Genomic DNA, 16220 nt, shown 5'->3' on the forward strand with positions numbered 1-16220 from the left:
AGAATTGTTATTGATACAGTTGAAGTTTATCTGCCATTTGAGAACGTTTAGGTAGATGGATTGGAAACGTTGTTTACATTAACAGGAATCCAAACAATCCAAATGAAGGCTGGGGGTGGGTGGAAGTTACACAGAAGATATGAAGCACTTTAGTATCCCTAACAAGTACCCTGCAACAAGAAGAGTAACTAAAACCAAAGAAATGGTAGTCACACGATATAAGGATTCAGTTCCATATACTGAGACTTACACCAATACGCATGAAGATTTTATTCCCTCCTTCTAGAAGCAAAGCTGGTGCAAAGAAGTTTACGCTAAATCTCGATGGAGAGCTTGTTGTGGTAAGAGCGCAAAAATCTCTAACTATTCAGGCATTGTGTGCATGGATTAAAACCTGGGCAAGTTCGAACACTGAAATTATTACTCTAGGTAATAGAACACTCTCTCTGGATGGTTAGAAGTTGGCTCATCAACTCATTTGCTAATTCGCTTTGAGGTGAGTAAAAGCTGTAACTTAGCGTGGATCAGGTCAATATTGGCTAACCCCAGGTCAACCTCCCCTTGAAGCACAACGCCCGTATTGAGTAAGCGATCCAAAAGCTCCAGGATGGTTGGGCTGGTGGAGGTTTGGCCCGGATAGTAGCCTCCTGATTTCGGTAGCAGGGTGCCGACTTCTCCTAAATCAATATTCAAGTCTACGGGGTCAATGTCGAAAATCTTGCAGGTTTCAATCACCTGTTCTTCCAGCTTACGGAGGCTTTCGGCGGCGCGATCGAGTTCTTTATCGCTTAATTCTCCAGCTTCCATGCGGCGAATAATTTGAGCTTCCATTAATTGCCGCACTAGTTCAACCACTGTCAATAACAGGGGTGCTAGGCCAGCTTCCTTACTGGATTTGGGTGAATTAGGGATTGCTTGAATTGGAATGTCAGAGGAAGTCACAGGATGTGTCTATAGGATTATCTCTCCTATTTTCATCGATTCATGAGGAAATGGCGCTTCACTGGCCACTGAAAGTCGACGTAATGCTCTCAATTCGTCTTCCAGACTTTCAATTCGTTGTTGGAGTTGTTGATTGGTTTCCATTAGTTCCTGAGTTTTGGCACCGAAGTGGGGATTGTTTTCCCACCAGTTGATTCCAATCTCTTTAGCTTTATCTACAGAAGAAATTAACAGACGGATGCGGATATTGAGCAGTTCAGTATTGGCGACGGAAACTGAAATGTCTCCGGCAATGACGATGCCTTTATCCAGCACTCGCTCCAGAACATCTGCTAGAGAAGAACCCAGCGTAGATGTGGCAATAGCTCTGGTAGAGTCTTTGTTAGCCAGGGCAGTGGTAGGAAATCCTTTGGGAATGGTGGTGCTGGTCATTATTCCACCTCCGCCAGTTGATAGAGGCGATCGCGCAGCACAATGGTGCCTTTCTCAATTAACATCCGTAGGGAATCAACCATTTGAAACCGATCCAGTTTCAATGCCCGCTCGATTTGAGTTAACCGAGCACCAGCCGATCGTTTGAGAAAGTCGAGGATTTCCTGCTCGTAAGGAATAGATATAGTTTCTGTACTTTGCAAATCGTCAATTGTTGCAGGTTCTGGCTCGATGGGTTGTTCGGGTTCCTGAGCGATCGCCACGGCTTCTGCCACCACCAATTCAGGGGAACTGATTTCAGTGGGCTCTTCCAACCATTCCAGGTCACTAAAACCGTTACTGGCAGGATGATTCAGCAAATCCCAGAGAATTTTAGTTGCTTCCTCAAAGGGTAGCCCTGCTCGTGACAGCAGCACATCACAGCACACATCTCTAAAATCGGCATTTTCGGGAGAAATCAGGATTTCATGATCCTGGCAAACCTTCGCTAACATGAGGCAGGAGCGTAAACCTGAAGATTTTTCAGTGCTGGTACCTGCCCGAAAGGCTTTTACAAGACGAACAATCAGTAAAGCACTGGCGCGATCAATTTCAGTTTTTTGAACCAGAATTTCCTGCTGGGTCAGTTCATCTGGCTCAGGGATATTGATCGTTATCAGTCTATCCATCAAGGCGTCCTGAGTCGCATGCACCCCCACGTATTCCTCTGGATTTGAGGTAAAAATGGCACGAAAATGGGGATTCACTCGGATGTATTCGCTACGATTGTTGCTGGGAGGCAAAACTAGCAATTTCTCTTCCAGGGCCGAGAGCAGAACGTTGTTGACTTCTGGGCGTGAACGGTTGAATTCGTCATAAACTAACGTAAATCCTTCCCGGCAGGCCAGCGTCAGGCGAGAGTCAACCCAGTTTTGCCGCAATTCATCCTCGACCTTAACTACGCTGTGGATAAAATTATCCACTACTTTCTTGCGGGTATAGCCAGACTGATTGCCGATCAGGTCAGAGGTTTTGAATTCGTCATCTCCAAAGATCAGCATAATGGGGCGGGCAAGCAGGTCTGCCAGGTGCAGTGCTAGCGTGGTTTTACCCGTTCCAGCGGGTCCGCGCAGATGAACAGAATACCCCGATTGCAGGTAGCGTAAGGCGCGATTGGCGATTCGTTCAACGGAAGGAGTGCTGACAAATCGGCGGGGGCTGGCACGAAGTACGGTAGTCACGGTTGAACCTCAGTAGGAGAGAGTGTTGGCAATGAGTGGAATGGCTAGAACAATTGGCCAGATGAGAGCTGCATTAAGCGTGAGAAATCTGTTCCTGGGTGAGATAGATGCGATCGCGCTGCGTGATCAATCCTTTCTTAATCAAAGCTCTTAACGCATCGACAGCCTGGAAACGGTTGATGCTTAAAGAGGATTCAATCTGTGTCAGGCGAGCACCTTGAGCCTGGTGGATGAAGTTATACACTTCTTTCTCGTAGGCAATACCTTCTTTAGATAGAGGTTGGGTTGATTTAGCAGGAATAACGGCGACTGCATCACCATATTGGAAAGCACCAATACTCTTGAGTGCTGCAATTGAAGGAGCTGACGCACAAGCGTTGTCAGCAGCATTGGAACGAGCTTCAGAGTTGCTGACGGTCACAGAGTGAGCAGAGGTGAATGGTTCACCTCCCCAAACTTCTTTGCGCAGATCGGCACAGAAGCGCCGTAATTTTGACCGCAATTCTGCTGCTTCGATTTTGCGGATAGTGCGGTTTTGGGCCAATTCTTGCTGTACCTGCCGTGCCCGCTCCTGGTGGCCAATACCCATTTCCCATAAAAAGCTTTGCGTATCAGTGCGCAGGGCTTCTACAAATGTTGACAAATCCTTTTTCAACTGCTGTGCCATTAGCATTCGCTCTGCTGTCGCAATTGAGAGACATTGAGCTGTCTCCTGTTGAATTTGCAGGACAAAAGTATCCAGTTGCTGAGCCAGTTCTTGGGCCTGGGCCTGACGGCGATCGCGAGCCACGCTCAGCAAGCTCTGCACTTCAGTCTTCAATTGCTCACAAGATCGCTGTAGTTCCACCTGAAATTTTTGAGACTCCGCTCGTCGAGCATGGTTCTCTGCAATGATTTTTTCTCGGAACAAACTCAGATCGGCGTGCAATTGAGCGGCTTTTATTTGACGTTCTTGTCTGGCAATCGCAAGTTCTTGCTGAACGACTTGTTGGCGTTGCATTATCTCTTGCTGGCGCTGGTGTCGCTGCTGCTGCCAGGACTCCTTGAAAGACATAATCAAATCCTCCTATTTAGAAACCAGACAGCAAACCTGTTATAGCGATCCTATCTGGATTATGAGACCCTATCTGGATTATGAGAAGGAGTTCTCCTAAAACCTCTCCATCTCACAATGGATTTAGGACTGCCATAGTGTCCTTCTTGAAATTTGAACGAGGCGCATGGCTCACATTCCTGTGTGGGGGGTTTGCCCCGGCCCCTTTGTTCATAAGACTTAATCGGAAACAAGAAAGAAAATCAATTCTTTGCATAAAACTGTCAATTCTCATGGCTTTATCACCCATGCCCATATCGAGCGATTTATTTCCGATAATGTCTATAAACTAGGTAGTGCCCAAATCATAATGACTTTTCAGTTCGAAATGATGGCGGCTAACGCTGCTCATCATTACCTCTCGAGGTCTACCCACAAACTATTTGTGCACGCTGTATGTATCAAACAATTTCAGGAAAGCTGGGAAACCTGACAAGCAGGTTTCCCAGCTTGGAGTTACTATGCAGCAGGAACAGCAGCCTGAGCAGTCAAACCAACAGCTTCAGCATACTTCAGGTAGGTTTCAACAGAAGCGATGACAACCCGTGCTTCTATAGCTAGCAATTCGATACCAACTAGGGATACCCGAACCCAGGCATCCACAACGATACCTTTATCCAGGATGCGATCAACAACTTCAGCCAAGCTAGAGGAAGAGTTTACTTTTTCGACGGCCATTGCTTTATTCCCTTAAACGAACTAAATAAAAATTTGGGATGCCTACCCTCTGCCCGTAGTAGGGTTTAGTGGGATTTATTGGCTTCCGAATCTACGATAGACACCCAGCCCTTGAGAAGAACCGTCGCAAACACTGAAATTCAACTCTAGACTCCTTTAAATACCCCGCATGATTACCGATAAAAACAGATCTTTAAAGGATTATATGTAAAATCAGCCTAAAGTTTTCGAATGAGAAATCAGGTCATGAGTAATTACTTACCTTTTATTAAGGTAATTCATCATCAAATTGCTAGATACCTTTAGAGGATGTCTGAGAAGTTAGCATTATGCTAAATGTCTGACCATGAGCTATACCATTACAGCACATACCATCGCTTCATAGGTTTCGGGCAGTACCTCATAATCCTCGCTAAAGCGCCGACACCAGTTGAGCTAGTCAAAGGTGCGCTCGACTCACCAGCGCACTGGCAGTTTGACAAAGCCTTTCGTCTGTTGAGGACGGCGTACTACTCGCAAGATCCATCAGTTACATTAACTGGATTAAGCGGTATCTTGCTTTCCACAATCGACCGCATCCAGAGAGTCAGGCAATGCTGAGATTGAAGCCTTTTTGAGTCGCTTCGCGGTAGACCAACAGGTTGCAGATTCTACCCAAAATCAAGCTCTCAGTGCTTTGTTGCTTCTCTACCGAGACGTTTTGCGATAGAGTTGGAGATTCAGGTCAACGCCCTTCGAGCCAAGCCGTCTCGCTACTTACCGACGGTTTTAACTAAAGCAGAAACTGCTGTTGTAATTCGTCAGTTGTCAGGGGTCTATCAACTCATAGTTCAACTTCTTTATGGTAGTGGCTTGAGGCAAACCGAGTGCTTGCAATTGCGTGTTAGGGATGTAGACTTTGGCCATCACCAACTAGTGATTAGAGATGCGAAGGGGCATGAAAGTCGGGTAACGATGCTGCCAGATTCTCTGGTTGAAGCGCTTAAAGAGCATCTTCAAGGAGTCAGGCGTTTGCACCAACAGGATTTCGTTCAAGGATACGGTTCGGTGTCTCTCCCGTTCGCGTTAGAGCGCAAATATGTCGGTGCTGATCGTGAGTGGGTTTGGCAATACGCTTTTCTAGTTTTTCCATCTGATCGTCGATCTTGTGATCCTCGTAGTGGCAGGATTCGGCGCCACCATTTAGACCCTAGCGGATTGCAGAAGGCAATTAAACGAGCGACGCAGGCGGCAGGAATTCAGAGGCGGGTGAGCTGTCATACGTTTCGTCACAGTTTTGCAACCCATTGATTACAAAATGGCTATGATATTCGCACGGTGCAGGACTTACTGGGTCACAAAGATGTGAAGACGACCATGATTTATACCCATATTCTTAATCGAGAGAGAAGAGGGGTCAAAAGCCCATTTGACCCTTAATGGCCATCCACCACATTCAGGATTTCTCACAAAGACCAGTTCTTTTCATAGGCTTTACGCGGGTGCGTTAGGACATTGAAACGAGAGGGGAACGTGGGGGCTGTGCCTCCAGCCAGGAGTGGAACCCCTGCACCTGCCCAAATCTATAGTAGTGCTAACATGCTATTATTCTATCCGCCACACTCTCCTTACTGATAAGGCACTGCCACATTCACCAGCGATAACAAGACCCCAGTTTGCTCCTGCCCATTGGTTGCCAGGTCGCTGTGGCAGAGGTAAACTTTTTCTGCCGTTCGCCCCAACAGGTCTAGCAAAATCCGACGCAGGCGGCGTTCATTTGACTCCATCGCATCGACAGCTGTCCAAGCCCGTCCCGACCATTCGTGCAGGAAGAGTGGGGCACCAAACAGAGCATCAATGCCACTCAGCCAACGGGGAGAACCGGCATCCAGCCAGAACTGCCAGCGATGGGCTCGACGGTTCGAGCGGTACTGAAACACTGTTGCCAGTGTCACTGCATTGCTGGCGGGTCCCATTGGGCGCACGGGGTAAGGGTTTGCAGTTACTGTGCCACTATTCAGTAGTTGAATAAAGCGGCTGACGGTCATATAAGCAGGTGATTCGTAACGTTCCCGGCTTTTGAGCCTGCTATTCACTTCCCAGTAGTGCTGAGCCGTTTCAATCAATTGCCGGAGGGCGGAAAGCTGGTCAAATGGAAGAGTACCACCGCCTAGCAGAAAGAACTGAATGGCTCGATCCAGTAGCGAAACGGCATTGGGAATCAGGCGTTGTTCCAACTGAGCTTGTTGAGTGCTAATCCATTGCACGATATCTTCGTAGGCAGCAGTAACCTGATAGCCAAGGCGGTCCCATCGGGGGAAGGTGTTTGCAGGGAGCAGGCGAGGATGCTCAGGATGGGGGGCGAAGCAGTAATCGGCCAATAGTCCGGCACGGACGGGGTCGATCAGGGGGTGGTGTAAATTTTGAATCTTGAGTTTTGAGTTTGCTTCGATTGCTACGTCTGTCCCACTTCCTGTTCTCTGGCCCCGATATCCGGATAGTACGACAAGCATTTCTGCAATGGCGTCTCTGTTTACCAGTCGTCCCAGGCCAGGATAGACGAGGGTAAGGAGGGTGAGGAGCGCGCGGATGATGGGAGAACTGGTGAGAGGGCGCTGGTCGTTCAGGGACTCGACAAAAATCTGGTGTTGGGTGAGGCTTTCGATCAGGCTGTAGCGAGCGATCGCATCCAGACCAGGACCAATAATGGCAATCTCCCTCGGTTCCACCTGTCCCACCTGGACGGCTTCGATAATCACTTCTGCAATCTGCTGTAAAAGCTGGGCCCGTGAAGTGGTTTGAATCGTTTGGATGGACTCCGGCAGGCTGGCAAAAAAGACGGGGTTCATCACCAGTTCAACCACTGAAGTACCGAATTCTTTGCCCAGAGATGGAACAGGGCTTTCGGTTAATTCTTCGACCCGGCAACGGTTTGCCAGCTCTGCCAGATAGTTGGGGTCGGCTCCCAACCCCAGACGCACGGCTCCATTGGGGTTAAAGGTAAAAGCGCCCGTGACTCCTCCATCCAGCAGTGCCTCAAACAGGGAACGGGCGATCGCCGGATACTCATCCACATCATCGGCTAGAACCCACTGATAGCGTTGCACCAGATGCTCCTGGTAGGTGGGATTGGGCAACAGATATTGCCAGTAAAGCCCTGCCAGAATGCCATAGGTCAATAGTCCTCTCTCCAGACACCAGTGTTGCCAGCGTTGTAGCAATTCTCCAATTTCGCCAGGAGGTAGGGGTAATTCATCCACCTGTCCTCCCAGTCCCTGTTCCAGAATGGAAGGGATATCGGAAATGGGAATTCCAGCGAGGGAGGCCAGTTGCAGCAAATCGAGCGATCGCCGCACCATGCGGGCAGCGATTAAACTGGACTGCTGCGCCAGCACCCGATCAAGCTCTGGTTGCCAGAGCCGGCTGGCAAGCTCCTGTTCGTTCTCTGGAGCCAGTCGCAGGGGAAACTGGGCCTTCAGATCAAGCTGTTGAATCAGCAGAGGCCAGAACAGCAGAACCTCATCCTGGAAGAACCCAAGGGGTGTTGTAGAGTGAAACGGATAGCGGCTCTGGGTGGCAACGGTGAGGCGATCGACCAGATCTATCCGGTTGTCACCAATGGCCGCCAGGACAAGGAAACCTGGAGTGGAAGGTTGGGCTCCTAGCTTCTGCCCTCTACTGACCTGGCTGCTACCTATCCATTGCCTATGACCTTCCATCCATTCCCTAAACAGCTCAACTAATCGGCTAGTTTTGCCACTTCGGGTTGGGCCTGTAATCCAAACTGATTCGCCATTCACGAATTTGTTCTCTGAGGACTTTGTTAGGATTGCTACGTGCTCTAAAGTTCTAGAGTACACTTTATCTTCAAGTGTTGGGGCTACTGGTTCTAACACTCAAAGACCCTATCGAGCCTGCTGTTATGACTTCATTTTGGACTAGAATTAATCGGCGGCTGCAGAATGCCCGACAGTGGTATGAAGGAACGCCAGAAAGGGCTCTCGATCAGGCATATGATGCAGCCTTAATGATTAAAGCGATTGAAGATGAACACTTCGATGGCAATCCCATTTCAAATATTGAAAAAAAATATAGTGATAATACCTTTGCCTATTTTCAATCCGAGCTAAAGAAATACCTGAAAATCGCAGAGATTCGCCTGTCAGAATTTAAGACTAGCCGCTCTTTTTTTAGCACAACTGATCCCTCTGCCAGTGCTCGCCCCGGTATGAGTAACCGGGATAGGGAGCGAACTGAGATTACGCTAGAGAAGCTAAAGTTTATTGATGACATTATCGATCGCTACAAACCAAAAGAATCTACTTCCTTATCTCTAGTTCCCATTTCTCAAACAAATAGAACTAGAACAACTTCTCTATCGCAAAATGATTTGTTGGCAGAAGTGCAGGAGAAGAAGCCTGCCTATTCACCAGAAATGGTTCCTGAGGATGATTCGATTCTGGATAAAACAGGGGTTCTGCCCCGATCAATTTTGGGAACTTTGAATCGGATTAAGCGGGACTTAGACCCCAGCTCAGAGCAGCAGGTTGTTCAAAGTTTTCGGACAACGAAAGCAAAAACTCTGATTTCTATTCGGTTCCTTTTGCTATTAATTATTGTTCCGCTTCTAACACAGCAATTGACCAAAATTTTTATTGTTAGCCCAATTGTTGAAAATATCAGGCACCCCGAACAGGCTCAAGTTTTCTTAAACTCCGAATTGGAGGAAGAAGCCCTCAATGACCTCCGCACCTATGAAGAACGGCTGCGGTTCGACAGCATGATTGGTAGGCCACCCAAATTGACCGGGGAGCAAGAGGTCGCTTGTCGAGCTGAGCTGGAAGGAGGTGCGGTAGATGGGGCAACTCTCCCTGGGTCAACAATTTCGCTTTCAGGCGAACAAGTCCGGGAGTGTCTTGTCAGAGAGCGGGCGGTTGAACTGGCAAAGGAGAATTATCGGCAGGGGTCAAATGCGATCGCCAACGTATTCTCTGATGTCTTCTCCCTCATAGCCTTCGCGATCGTAATACTGGTGAATCAGCGAGAAGTGGTTGTGCTCAAATCCTTCCTGGATGAAACGATCTATGGCTTGAGCGATAGTGCCAAAGCATTCATCATCATTCTGTTTACCGACATGTTTGTGGGCTTTCACTCACCCCATGGCTGGGAGATTTTGCTGGAAGGAGTCGCGAAACACTTCGGCTTGCCACCCAATCGAGATTTTATTTTTCTGTTTATTGCCACATTCCCGGTGATTTTGGACACGATCTTTAAATACTGGATCTTCCGTTACCTGAACCGGATCTCTCCTTCTGCCGTAGCAACCTACCGAAATATGAACGAGTAGTGGTGGGTTTTGCCGTCAAGTCAGGTTTAAAGATACAGCGATAGTTACCAGGCTTAGGACGGGGTGCAGGGTTTCCACCCCTGGCTGAGGGCGAAGCCCCCATACCCCCTTAAAACCAATGTCCTAAGCAGCCTAGCGCCAGCTATACATCGCGGGGTAGGCACCGCCCATTAGCTTTAGTTCAGAGCACTCCCCATTCGCCCCTCCCGTTTTCTCGCTAAATCAACGATAGTCAATATTTTTGTGGCAGCACTTCAGTCGGAGGAGCAGGCGTGGTAGGAGCGGGCGTCACCGGGGCAGGCGTGGGGACAGGTTCGTAGGATGGTAGAGGAGCAGGTTCTGGTTGCTCGACCAGGGGGTAGCTGATGAAGGTGGGATCTACTTCCCGTGGAAAATAGCCGCCATCGACACAGGTATTCATGGCCTGGGTCGCAGGGTTCTTGGCGGCGCGGGTGGTACCCACAACACAATCGGCAAAGCGATCAGGAAACAGACTGCGACGGCAGTTATCCAACACTTCTGATGCTGTAGCCTCTTTAAGATTGCGATTTATAGCAACCACACAGGAGGCCATCTCCTTAGGGCGGCGCACCTGACGGCAGGCAGAAAGAGCATCGGTAGCAGGAATGCCCCCGTCTCTTGCCACTTCACTGACACACCGACCCAGATCACTCGGCACCAAAGCGCGAGCGCAAGCCCAGGTTGCTTCTTCAACGGAGATATTCAACTCCAACAGGCGGGACGTACATTGGTTGAAATCTTTCTGGGTGGGTTTGTAGTCATCAACCTGGGGCAGGGGAGAGGGGAAAGCGATCGCCCCTGGCACAGCTACAACTGAAGTGATCAGCCCGCTGGTGACCCCAATCCCAGCCAGGTAACGAACAAACCTTCCGCTGGCGGCTAAAGAAGAATGCAGAGACTGATGTTGAGAATACTGAATGCTCACGACTTTAGACAAGGTGAAACGGACTAATGTGCATGATACACGCTTTCTCCAATGGAGCCCAAGCGGACGTAACGCCTATTAGGCACCTAATGTAAAAAACTTGCTTTCTGTATCGCCGAATTCGGACACCGGAATCGACTACAGTGTTAAACGTATATGAATTCGTTCATAAAAAATCCAGAGGATACCCCGGTATGCATCTGAGCGAAATCACCCATCCTAATCAGTTGCATGGACTGTCCGTTTACCAGCTCCAGCAAATTGCTCGTCAGATCCGCGAGAAACACCTGCAAACCGTGGCTGCCACAGGCGGACACTTGGGTCCCGGTCTGGGTGTGGTCGAGTTGACCCTCGCCCTTTACCAAACCCTGGACCTCGACCGCGACAAAGTGGTCTGGGACGTTGGGCATCAGGCTTATCCCCACAAACTCATTACCGGGCGCTATTCTCGTTTCCACACCCTGCGCCAGAAAGATGGGGTAGCTGGCTATTTAAAGCGTTGCGAGAGTAAATTTGATCACTTTGGTGCCGGGCATGCCTCCACCAGCATTTCCGCAGCACTAGGCATGGCCTTAGCTCGTGATCTGCAAGGCGAGAAACATAAGGTCGTAGCAGTCATTGGCGATGGAGCCCTGACGGGGGGCATGGCCCTGGAAGCAATTAACCATGCGGGGCACCTGCCCAAGACCAATCTGCTCGTTGTTCTAAACGACAACGAAATGTCCATTTCTCCTAACGTGGGTGCCATTCCTCGCTACCTCAACAAACTGCGTCTCAGCCCACCTGTCCAATTCATCAGCGACAACCTGGAAGAGCAATTTAAACACCTGCCCTTTGTGGGTGACTCTCTCGGCCCTGAACTGGGCCGAGTCAAGGAAGGGATGAAGCGGCTGGCCGTTCCCAAAGTTGGGGCTGTTTTTGAAGAATTAGGCTTCACCTATATTGGCCCCATCGATGGACACAACCTGGAAGAACTAATTGCTACCTTCCAGCAGGCGCACAAAATTCCCGGTCCCGTTCTAGTTCATGTCGCTACTGTCAAAGGGAAGGGCTATGAGGTCGCCGAAAAAGATCAGGTTGGTTACCATGCTCAGAACCCCTTTAACCTGGCAACCGGGAAAGCCGCTCCCTCTAGCAAACCCAAGCCACCCAGCTATTCCAAAGTATTTGGCGAAACCCTGACCAAGCTGGCAGAAAACGATCCCCGCATTGTGGGAATTACTGCTGCTATGGCAACCGGAACCGGGCTAGACATCTTACAAAAACGGGTACCCAGACAATACATTGATGTGGGCATCGCCGAACAACATGCTGTGACTTTAGCCGCAGGGCTAGCCTGTGAGGGCATGCGTCCTGTTGCTACAATTTATTCCACATTCTTGCAGCGGGCCTTTGACCAGATTATTCACGATGTCTGCATTCAAAACCTGCCAGTCTTGTTCTGTATGGACCGGGCAGGCATTGTTGGTGCCGATGGTCCAACCCACCAGGGAATGTATGATATCGCCTACCTGCGTTGCATCCCCAATATGGTGCTGATGGCTCCCAAGGATGAAGCTGAGCTCCAGCGCATGATTGTGACTGGGATTCAACATGATGGACCGATCGCCCTCCGCTATCCCAGAGGCAATGGCTATGGTGCGCCCCTGATGGAAGAAGGCTGGGAGCCTCTCCCCATTGGCAAAGGGGAAATTTTGCGTAATGGCGATGACCTGCTGCTGGTTGCCTATGGCTCAATGGTCTACCCGGCCATGCAAACGGCAGAAATCCTCCATGAGCACGGCATCGAAGCAACGGTGATTAACGCCCGCTTTGCAAAGCCTCTGGATACGGAGCTGATTCTGCCTCTGGCAGAGAAAATTGGTCGTGTAGTCACGATGGAGGAAGGTTGCCTCCCTGGTGGCTTTGGCTCGGCGATCGCTGAAGCATTGCTAGATGCCGATATTATGGTTTCCCTGACCCGCATTGGCGTCCCCGACCAGCTAGTTGACCACGCCACTCCCGATGAATCAAAAGCAGACTTGGGTCTGATGCCATCCCAAATGGCGGAACGAATTTTGAAACTGTTTAGCAAACAGCCTTCTGTTGTTAGCGTTTAGTCTTGTAGGGTGGGCACTGCCCACCCTACAGTTTTATGGGGGCCAGAGTGGGGGTAGTGCCTAATACCAATTCAATATGAGGATGCGTAGAATCAGAACCCACTGTAGTCCCCCTTACCAAAGGGGACGGCGACAGCCGGGAGATGATAATGTCAAGCTTCATAAAATATTGGCATAAGCTTACTTAGCCTCCACTCCCCAGCTATTTATTCTCTATATCTGAAAATCGGAATTCTCCATGTCTTCAGCTAACCATGTTTACCCTGTCATCTGGCAAAGTGAGTCACCCGACGAAGCCCTAAACGGACGCGTCTTACTGATTGACCAGACCCGTCTGCCCAAAGAGTATGCAATGGTGGATATCCACCGTTACGAAGATATGGCCTGGGCTATTGAAACGATGATTGTACGGGGAGCTCCGGCCATTGGGGTGGCAGCAGCCTATGGTATGTATCTGGGAGCACGGGAGATTAAAACCCGCGATCGCACTGAATTTCTAACTCAGTTAGAGCAGGTTGCCCAACGGTTACGAGCGACCCGTCCGACTGCGGTGAACTTATTTTGGGCGATCGACCGCATGTTGAAAACCGCCCATCAAACGCTAGGACCCGTTGATTATCTGAAACAGATTCTTCTGGAAACCGCCCAAAACATTAACGCTGAAGACCTGAAGACCTGTAGACAAATTGGAAACCATGGACTTCAGGTTCTTCCCTCCAGCCCTCAAAAACTCCGAATCCTGACCCACTGTAACGCTGGAGCCCTGGCAACTGCAGGCTATGGAACTGCTCTGGGTGTGGTTCGTTCTGCCTGGTTGGGCGATCGCCTGGAGCGGGTTTACGCCGATGAAACTCGCCCCCGCTTGCAGGGGGCCAAACTGACAGCCTGGGAATGTGTTCAGGAAGGTATCCCGGTCACAGTCATTACCGATAATATGGCTGCCCACTGTATGCAGCGAGGCATGATTGATGTGGTGGTCGTTGGGGCCGATCGCATCGCCGCCAATGGGGATACCGCCAACAAAATTGGCACCTACAGCGTTGCGCTGATTGCCAGAGCCCATAACATTCCCTTCTTTGTGGCGGCTCCGTTATCAACTATTGACTTTGCTATCGCAGATGGTAGCCAGATCCCGATCGAAGAACGCCACTCCAGCGAAATTTATCAGGTAGGCGAAACGATGCTTTGCCCATCTGGTGTTGAATTTTACAATCCGGCTTTTGACGTTACGCCAGCGAATTTAATCACGGCCATCATTACTGAATACGGTGCAGTGGCCCCTGCGGATTTGAAGGCCAAGCTGGCATCCAGGCAAATGGTTTGAGCGTTTGCAAGTGGCTTGTTTTTGCTTAAAGCTTCTAGACCGAACCCTAACCCCTTTCCTCGTAGGGAAGGGAAGTTTCCTTTGCGCGGTGAAGAGGGATTTGGGAAAGAGTCAATTGACTCGTGAGTCACGATAGCAGACCATCCTTTTCAGCAAAACTCACCTTTTCAGCAAAACTCACCTTGCACTTTCAGCTTTACACTTTGTAAACGACCTCCAGCACTTTATAATCACCCTAAGTATTGAATGGAAATTGGTATCAACGCTACCCTCTCAACAATCCAGAAGACATGTATAAGCGAATTGCTACTGCGTTAGCGACTGTAGATAAGAACCTGCTGCTACTTCTGTTTCTGCCCTGGCTACTGGCATTAAACAATGACGTCTGGCTGTTCGATCTTCATGGACAAATCGATCCATGGTTTTACCTAGGCTTTTTCCTCCGACTTGAACAATTCTTACCTGGTCACACTTACTACTTTGGTACACGGCTGGCCCAGATTATTCCTGGATATTTAGCGTTTAAATTCTTCCCTCCCTTAATTGCCCAATATCTTTTGCACATTAGTTTTTATTACCTGGCTGTTATTTCAATCTATTTACTCTTAAAGCGCACAGTCGGCAGCAGAAGCGCACTCCTGGCATCCGTCATGATGGGTAGCTATGGATGGTTTTTGACAGCGATCGGCTCCAACTATGTGGATGGATTTGGAATAGCCTACTACTGTGCAGCCATTTATTTATTAGTTCTAGCCGCACAGGAAAAACAATGGAAAATTTTCCTGGTGCTGAGTGGAGTGTTTTATGGGTTAGCGATTCACTGTAATCTATTCTGGATTGCGCTTGCTCCACCACTGGTTCTTTATTACCTACTTGCTAATTTTAAATACCGTAGGAACTCAGTTATTTATAGTGGTTTACTGAGCCTTACCGGTGTACTCATTGCCACACTGGCTCTGGGCATAATCAGCATTTTATTCAATGGGAAGTTCCTTTTCTTTCTCCCCTCAGTCAATGCTGCCCTTTACTTTCTTCCAATTAAAAACCCCTGGAAGATTGGGTGGGAACTTTGGCTATCAAATGGCTTTTGGGTCATATTTCCACTGATTACACTAATCAGCGGTACCGTGCTGTTTACGTTGAGCCAATTCAAAAAAATACCTCGTATTCAGCCAATCAACCTGAGTCTACAGATCTGCTTTTTGCTGAGTGTCCTGATATTTTTGGGCTTCGAGTTAAGAGGCAAACCAATACTTCAATTTTATTTCTACACCACTTATCTCCTGCCATCAACTTTTATTGCGATCGGTGCTCAACTTTCACAGCTAGAAACGGTTCTCAATCGCCTTAAACCGTACCAGTTTTCACTCATCATTTCAGGCATCATTCTGTGGGCGTTAATTCTGTATCGCTCGCCGACTGAGCCTCCAGTTCTTTACAATCAGGCAATTTCTATTGCTCTCTTTTTAGGTGCACTGTGGTTGGTTCTGGGTGTTGCATCCGTTTTGATGCGCCATCCCACTCAGAAAATTTTGAGTTCAGCACTAGCCACCCTGCTTTTATCTTTTGGTGTCATGAATCTGACCTCCGTATTAATGAACACCTCTCCGCACCTGATTTCGACTCATTTAGTAGGGGTTAGCATTCCTGCACCAGGGCCAACTTTTATACTCACAAATCCAGTCAATCGATCGCAACGGAGAGATGCTTTTTCATTAACCGTTCGTACTCAACAGTATCTTGCATCGGTAGATCCGAAAGCACAACTCTTACCCTGGTACAACATTGATGAACTACTGGTGTATCGCTCTATTGCTTGTTCTGCTCTGCGATGGATACCCCAAACCGAGAACTTCCCCAGTACTGCACTCAAGCCTAATCCTACTCCAGAAGAGGTAGAGCAGGTTAAAACATTATTCCAGCAAAACCCTAATGTGGTTATCATGTCGCAAAAGAACGAGGCGCTGGAACTGGCAGAGCAATCTTTGAAACAGCTTGGTTTTGATGCCCAGTTCATCTTCGCTCATGAGATAAAACAGGGAGAGCTATCAGTAAAAATGACCTTTATTAAGGTCAATTCTATTAATACTTGATCCATAAATGCCCTGGTAGTTTAAGAGGTCACTCAATATGCATCTGTTGGTTGAATGGCAGTGAATT

The 16220-nt window shown here is 48.7% G+C and carries 12 protein-coding genes and 1 pseudogene; 6 read left to right on the forward strand and 7 right to left on the reverse strand.

The genetic code is table 11. The features are described from left to right. Positions 1-474: 474 nt before the first annotated feature. The 5 genes from P4D80_RS03550 to gvpA all read right to left on the reverse strand — a co-directional run bounded on the left by P4D80_RS03550 (position 475) and on the right by gvpA (position 4365). On the reverse strand, positions 475-942 hold the full coding sequence (locus P4D80_RS03550) for a gas vesicle protein K (RefSeq protein ID WP_421657471.1): 468 nt from the start codon (positions 940-942) through the stop codon (positions 475-477). A gap of 9 nt (positions 943-951) precedes the next feature. Beyond that, complete coding sequence (locus P4D80_RS03555; RefSeq protein ID WP_421657472.1) at positions 952-1374, reverse strand: gas vesicle protein; 423 nt, start codon at positions 1372-1374, stop codon at positions 952-954. Continuing rightward, complete coding sequence (gvpN, locus tag P4D80_RS03560; RefSeq protein ID WP_421657473.1) at positions 1374-2594, reverse strand: gas vesicle protein GvpN; 1221 nt, start codon at positions 2592-2594, stop codon at positions 1374-1376. The genes P4D80_RS03555 and gvpN overlap by 1 nt, the downstream gene beginning before the upstream one ends. A 73-nt stretch (positions 2595-2667) precedes the next feature. Further along, positions 2668-3648 (reverse strand): hypothetical protein, encoded by a 981-nt coding sequence (locus tag P4D80_RS03565; RefSeq protein ID WP_421657474.1) that lies wholly within the window; start codon positions 3646-3648, stop codon positions 2668-2670. A 498-nt stretch (positions 3649-4146) separates the two neighbouring features. Next, complete coding sequence (gene gvpA / locus P4D80_RS03570) at positions 4147-4365, reverse strand: gas vesicle structural protein GvpA (protein ID WP_009768191.1); 219 nt, start codon at positions 4363-4365, stop codon at positions 4147-4149. Positions 4366-4978: 613 nt separating this feature from the next. On the opposite strand from gvpA, the gene P4D80_RS03575 reads away from it, so the two are divergent. Continuing rightward, on the forward strand, positions 4979-5074 hold the full coding sequence (locus tag P4D80_RS03575; RefSeq protein WP_421657475.1) for a phage integrase N-terminal SAM-like domain-containing protein: 96 nt from the start codon (positions 4979-4981) through the stop codon (positions 5072-5074). Positions 5075-5217: 143 nt separating this feature from the next. After that, a pseudogene (locus P4D80_RS03580) lies at positions 5218-5784 on the forward strand (integron integrase). A gap of 188 nt (positions 5785-5972) precedes the next feature. Here P4D80_RS03580 and P4D80_RS03585 read toward each other — a convergent pair. Further along, a complete protein-coding gene (locus tag P4D80_RS03585) occupies positions 5973-8144 on the reverse strand; it encodes a recombinase family protein (RefSeq protein ID WP_421657476.1) in 2172 nt (723 codons plus the stop codon). Between the two features lie 122 nt (positions 8145-8266). On the opposite strand from P4D80_RS03585, the gene P4D80_RS03590 reads away from it, so the two are divergent. After that, positions 8267-9691 (forward strand): proton extrusion protein PcxA, encoded by a 1425-nt coding sequence (locus tag P4D80_RS03590; protein ID WP_421657477.1) that lies wholly within the window; start codon positions 8267-8269, stop codon positions 9689-9691. A gap of 232 nt (positions 9692-9923) precedes the next feature. On the opposite strand, the gene P4D80_RS03595 is transcribed toward P4D80_RS03590, so the two are convergent. Beyond that, on the reverse strand, positions 9924-10637 hold the full coding sequence (locus P4D80_RS03595) for a hypothetical protein (protein WP_421657478.1): 714 nt from the start codon (positions 10635-10637) through the stop codon (positions 9924-9926). 194 nt (positions 10638-10831) lie between these two features. Between P4D80_RS03595 and dxs the strand changes: the two genes are divergently transcribed. The 3 genes from dxs to P4D80_RS03610 all read left to right on the forward strand — a co-directional run bounded on the left by dxs (position 10832) and on the right by P4D80_RS03610 (position 16153). Continuing rightward, the gene (gene dxs / locus P4D80_RS03600) at positions 10832-12736 is read left to right on the forward strand and encodes a 1-deoxy-D-xylulose-5-phosphate synthase (protein ID WP_421657479.1); all 1905 of its coding nucleotides are present in this window, start codon (positions 10832-10834) and stop codon (positions 12734-12736) included. A gap of 238 nt (positions 12737-12974) precedes the next feature. After that, a complete protein-coding gene (mtnA, locus tag P4D80_RS03605; RefSeq protein WP_421657480.1) occupies positions 12975-14060 on the forward strand; it encodes an S-methyl-5-thioribose-1-phosphate isomerase in 1086 nt (361 codons plus the stop codon). Between the two features lie 242 nt (positions 14061-14302). Next, positions 14303-16153 carry a glycosyltransferase family 39 protein gene (locus tag P4D80_RS03610; RefSeq protein ID WP_421657481.1) on the forward strand — a complete coding sequence of 617 codons (1851 nt, stop codon included), beginning with the start codon at positions 14303-14305 and terminating at the stop codon, positions 16151-16153. Positions 16154-16220 lie beyond the last annotated feature (67 nt).

Source organism: Leptothermofonsia sp. ETS-13, assembly GCF_049200465.1.
Lineage (GTDB): Bacteria > Cyanobacteriota > Cyanobacteriia > Leptolyngbyales > Leptolyngbyaceae > Leptothermofonsia.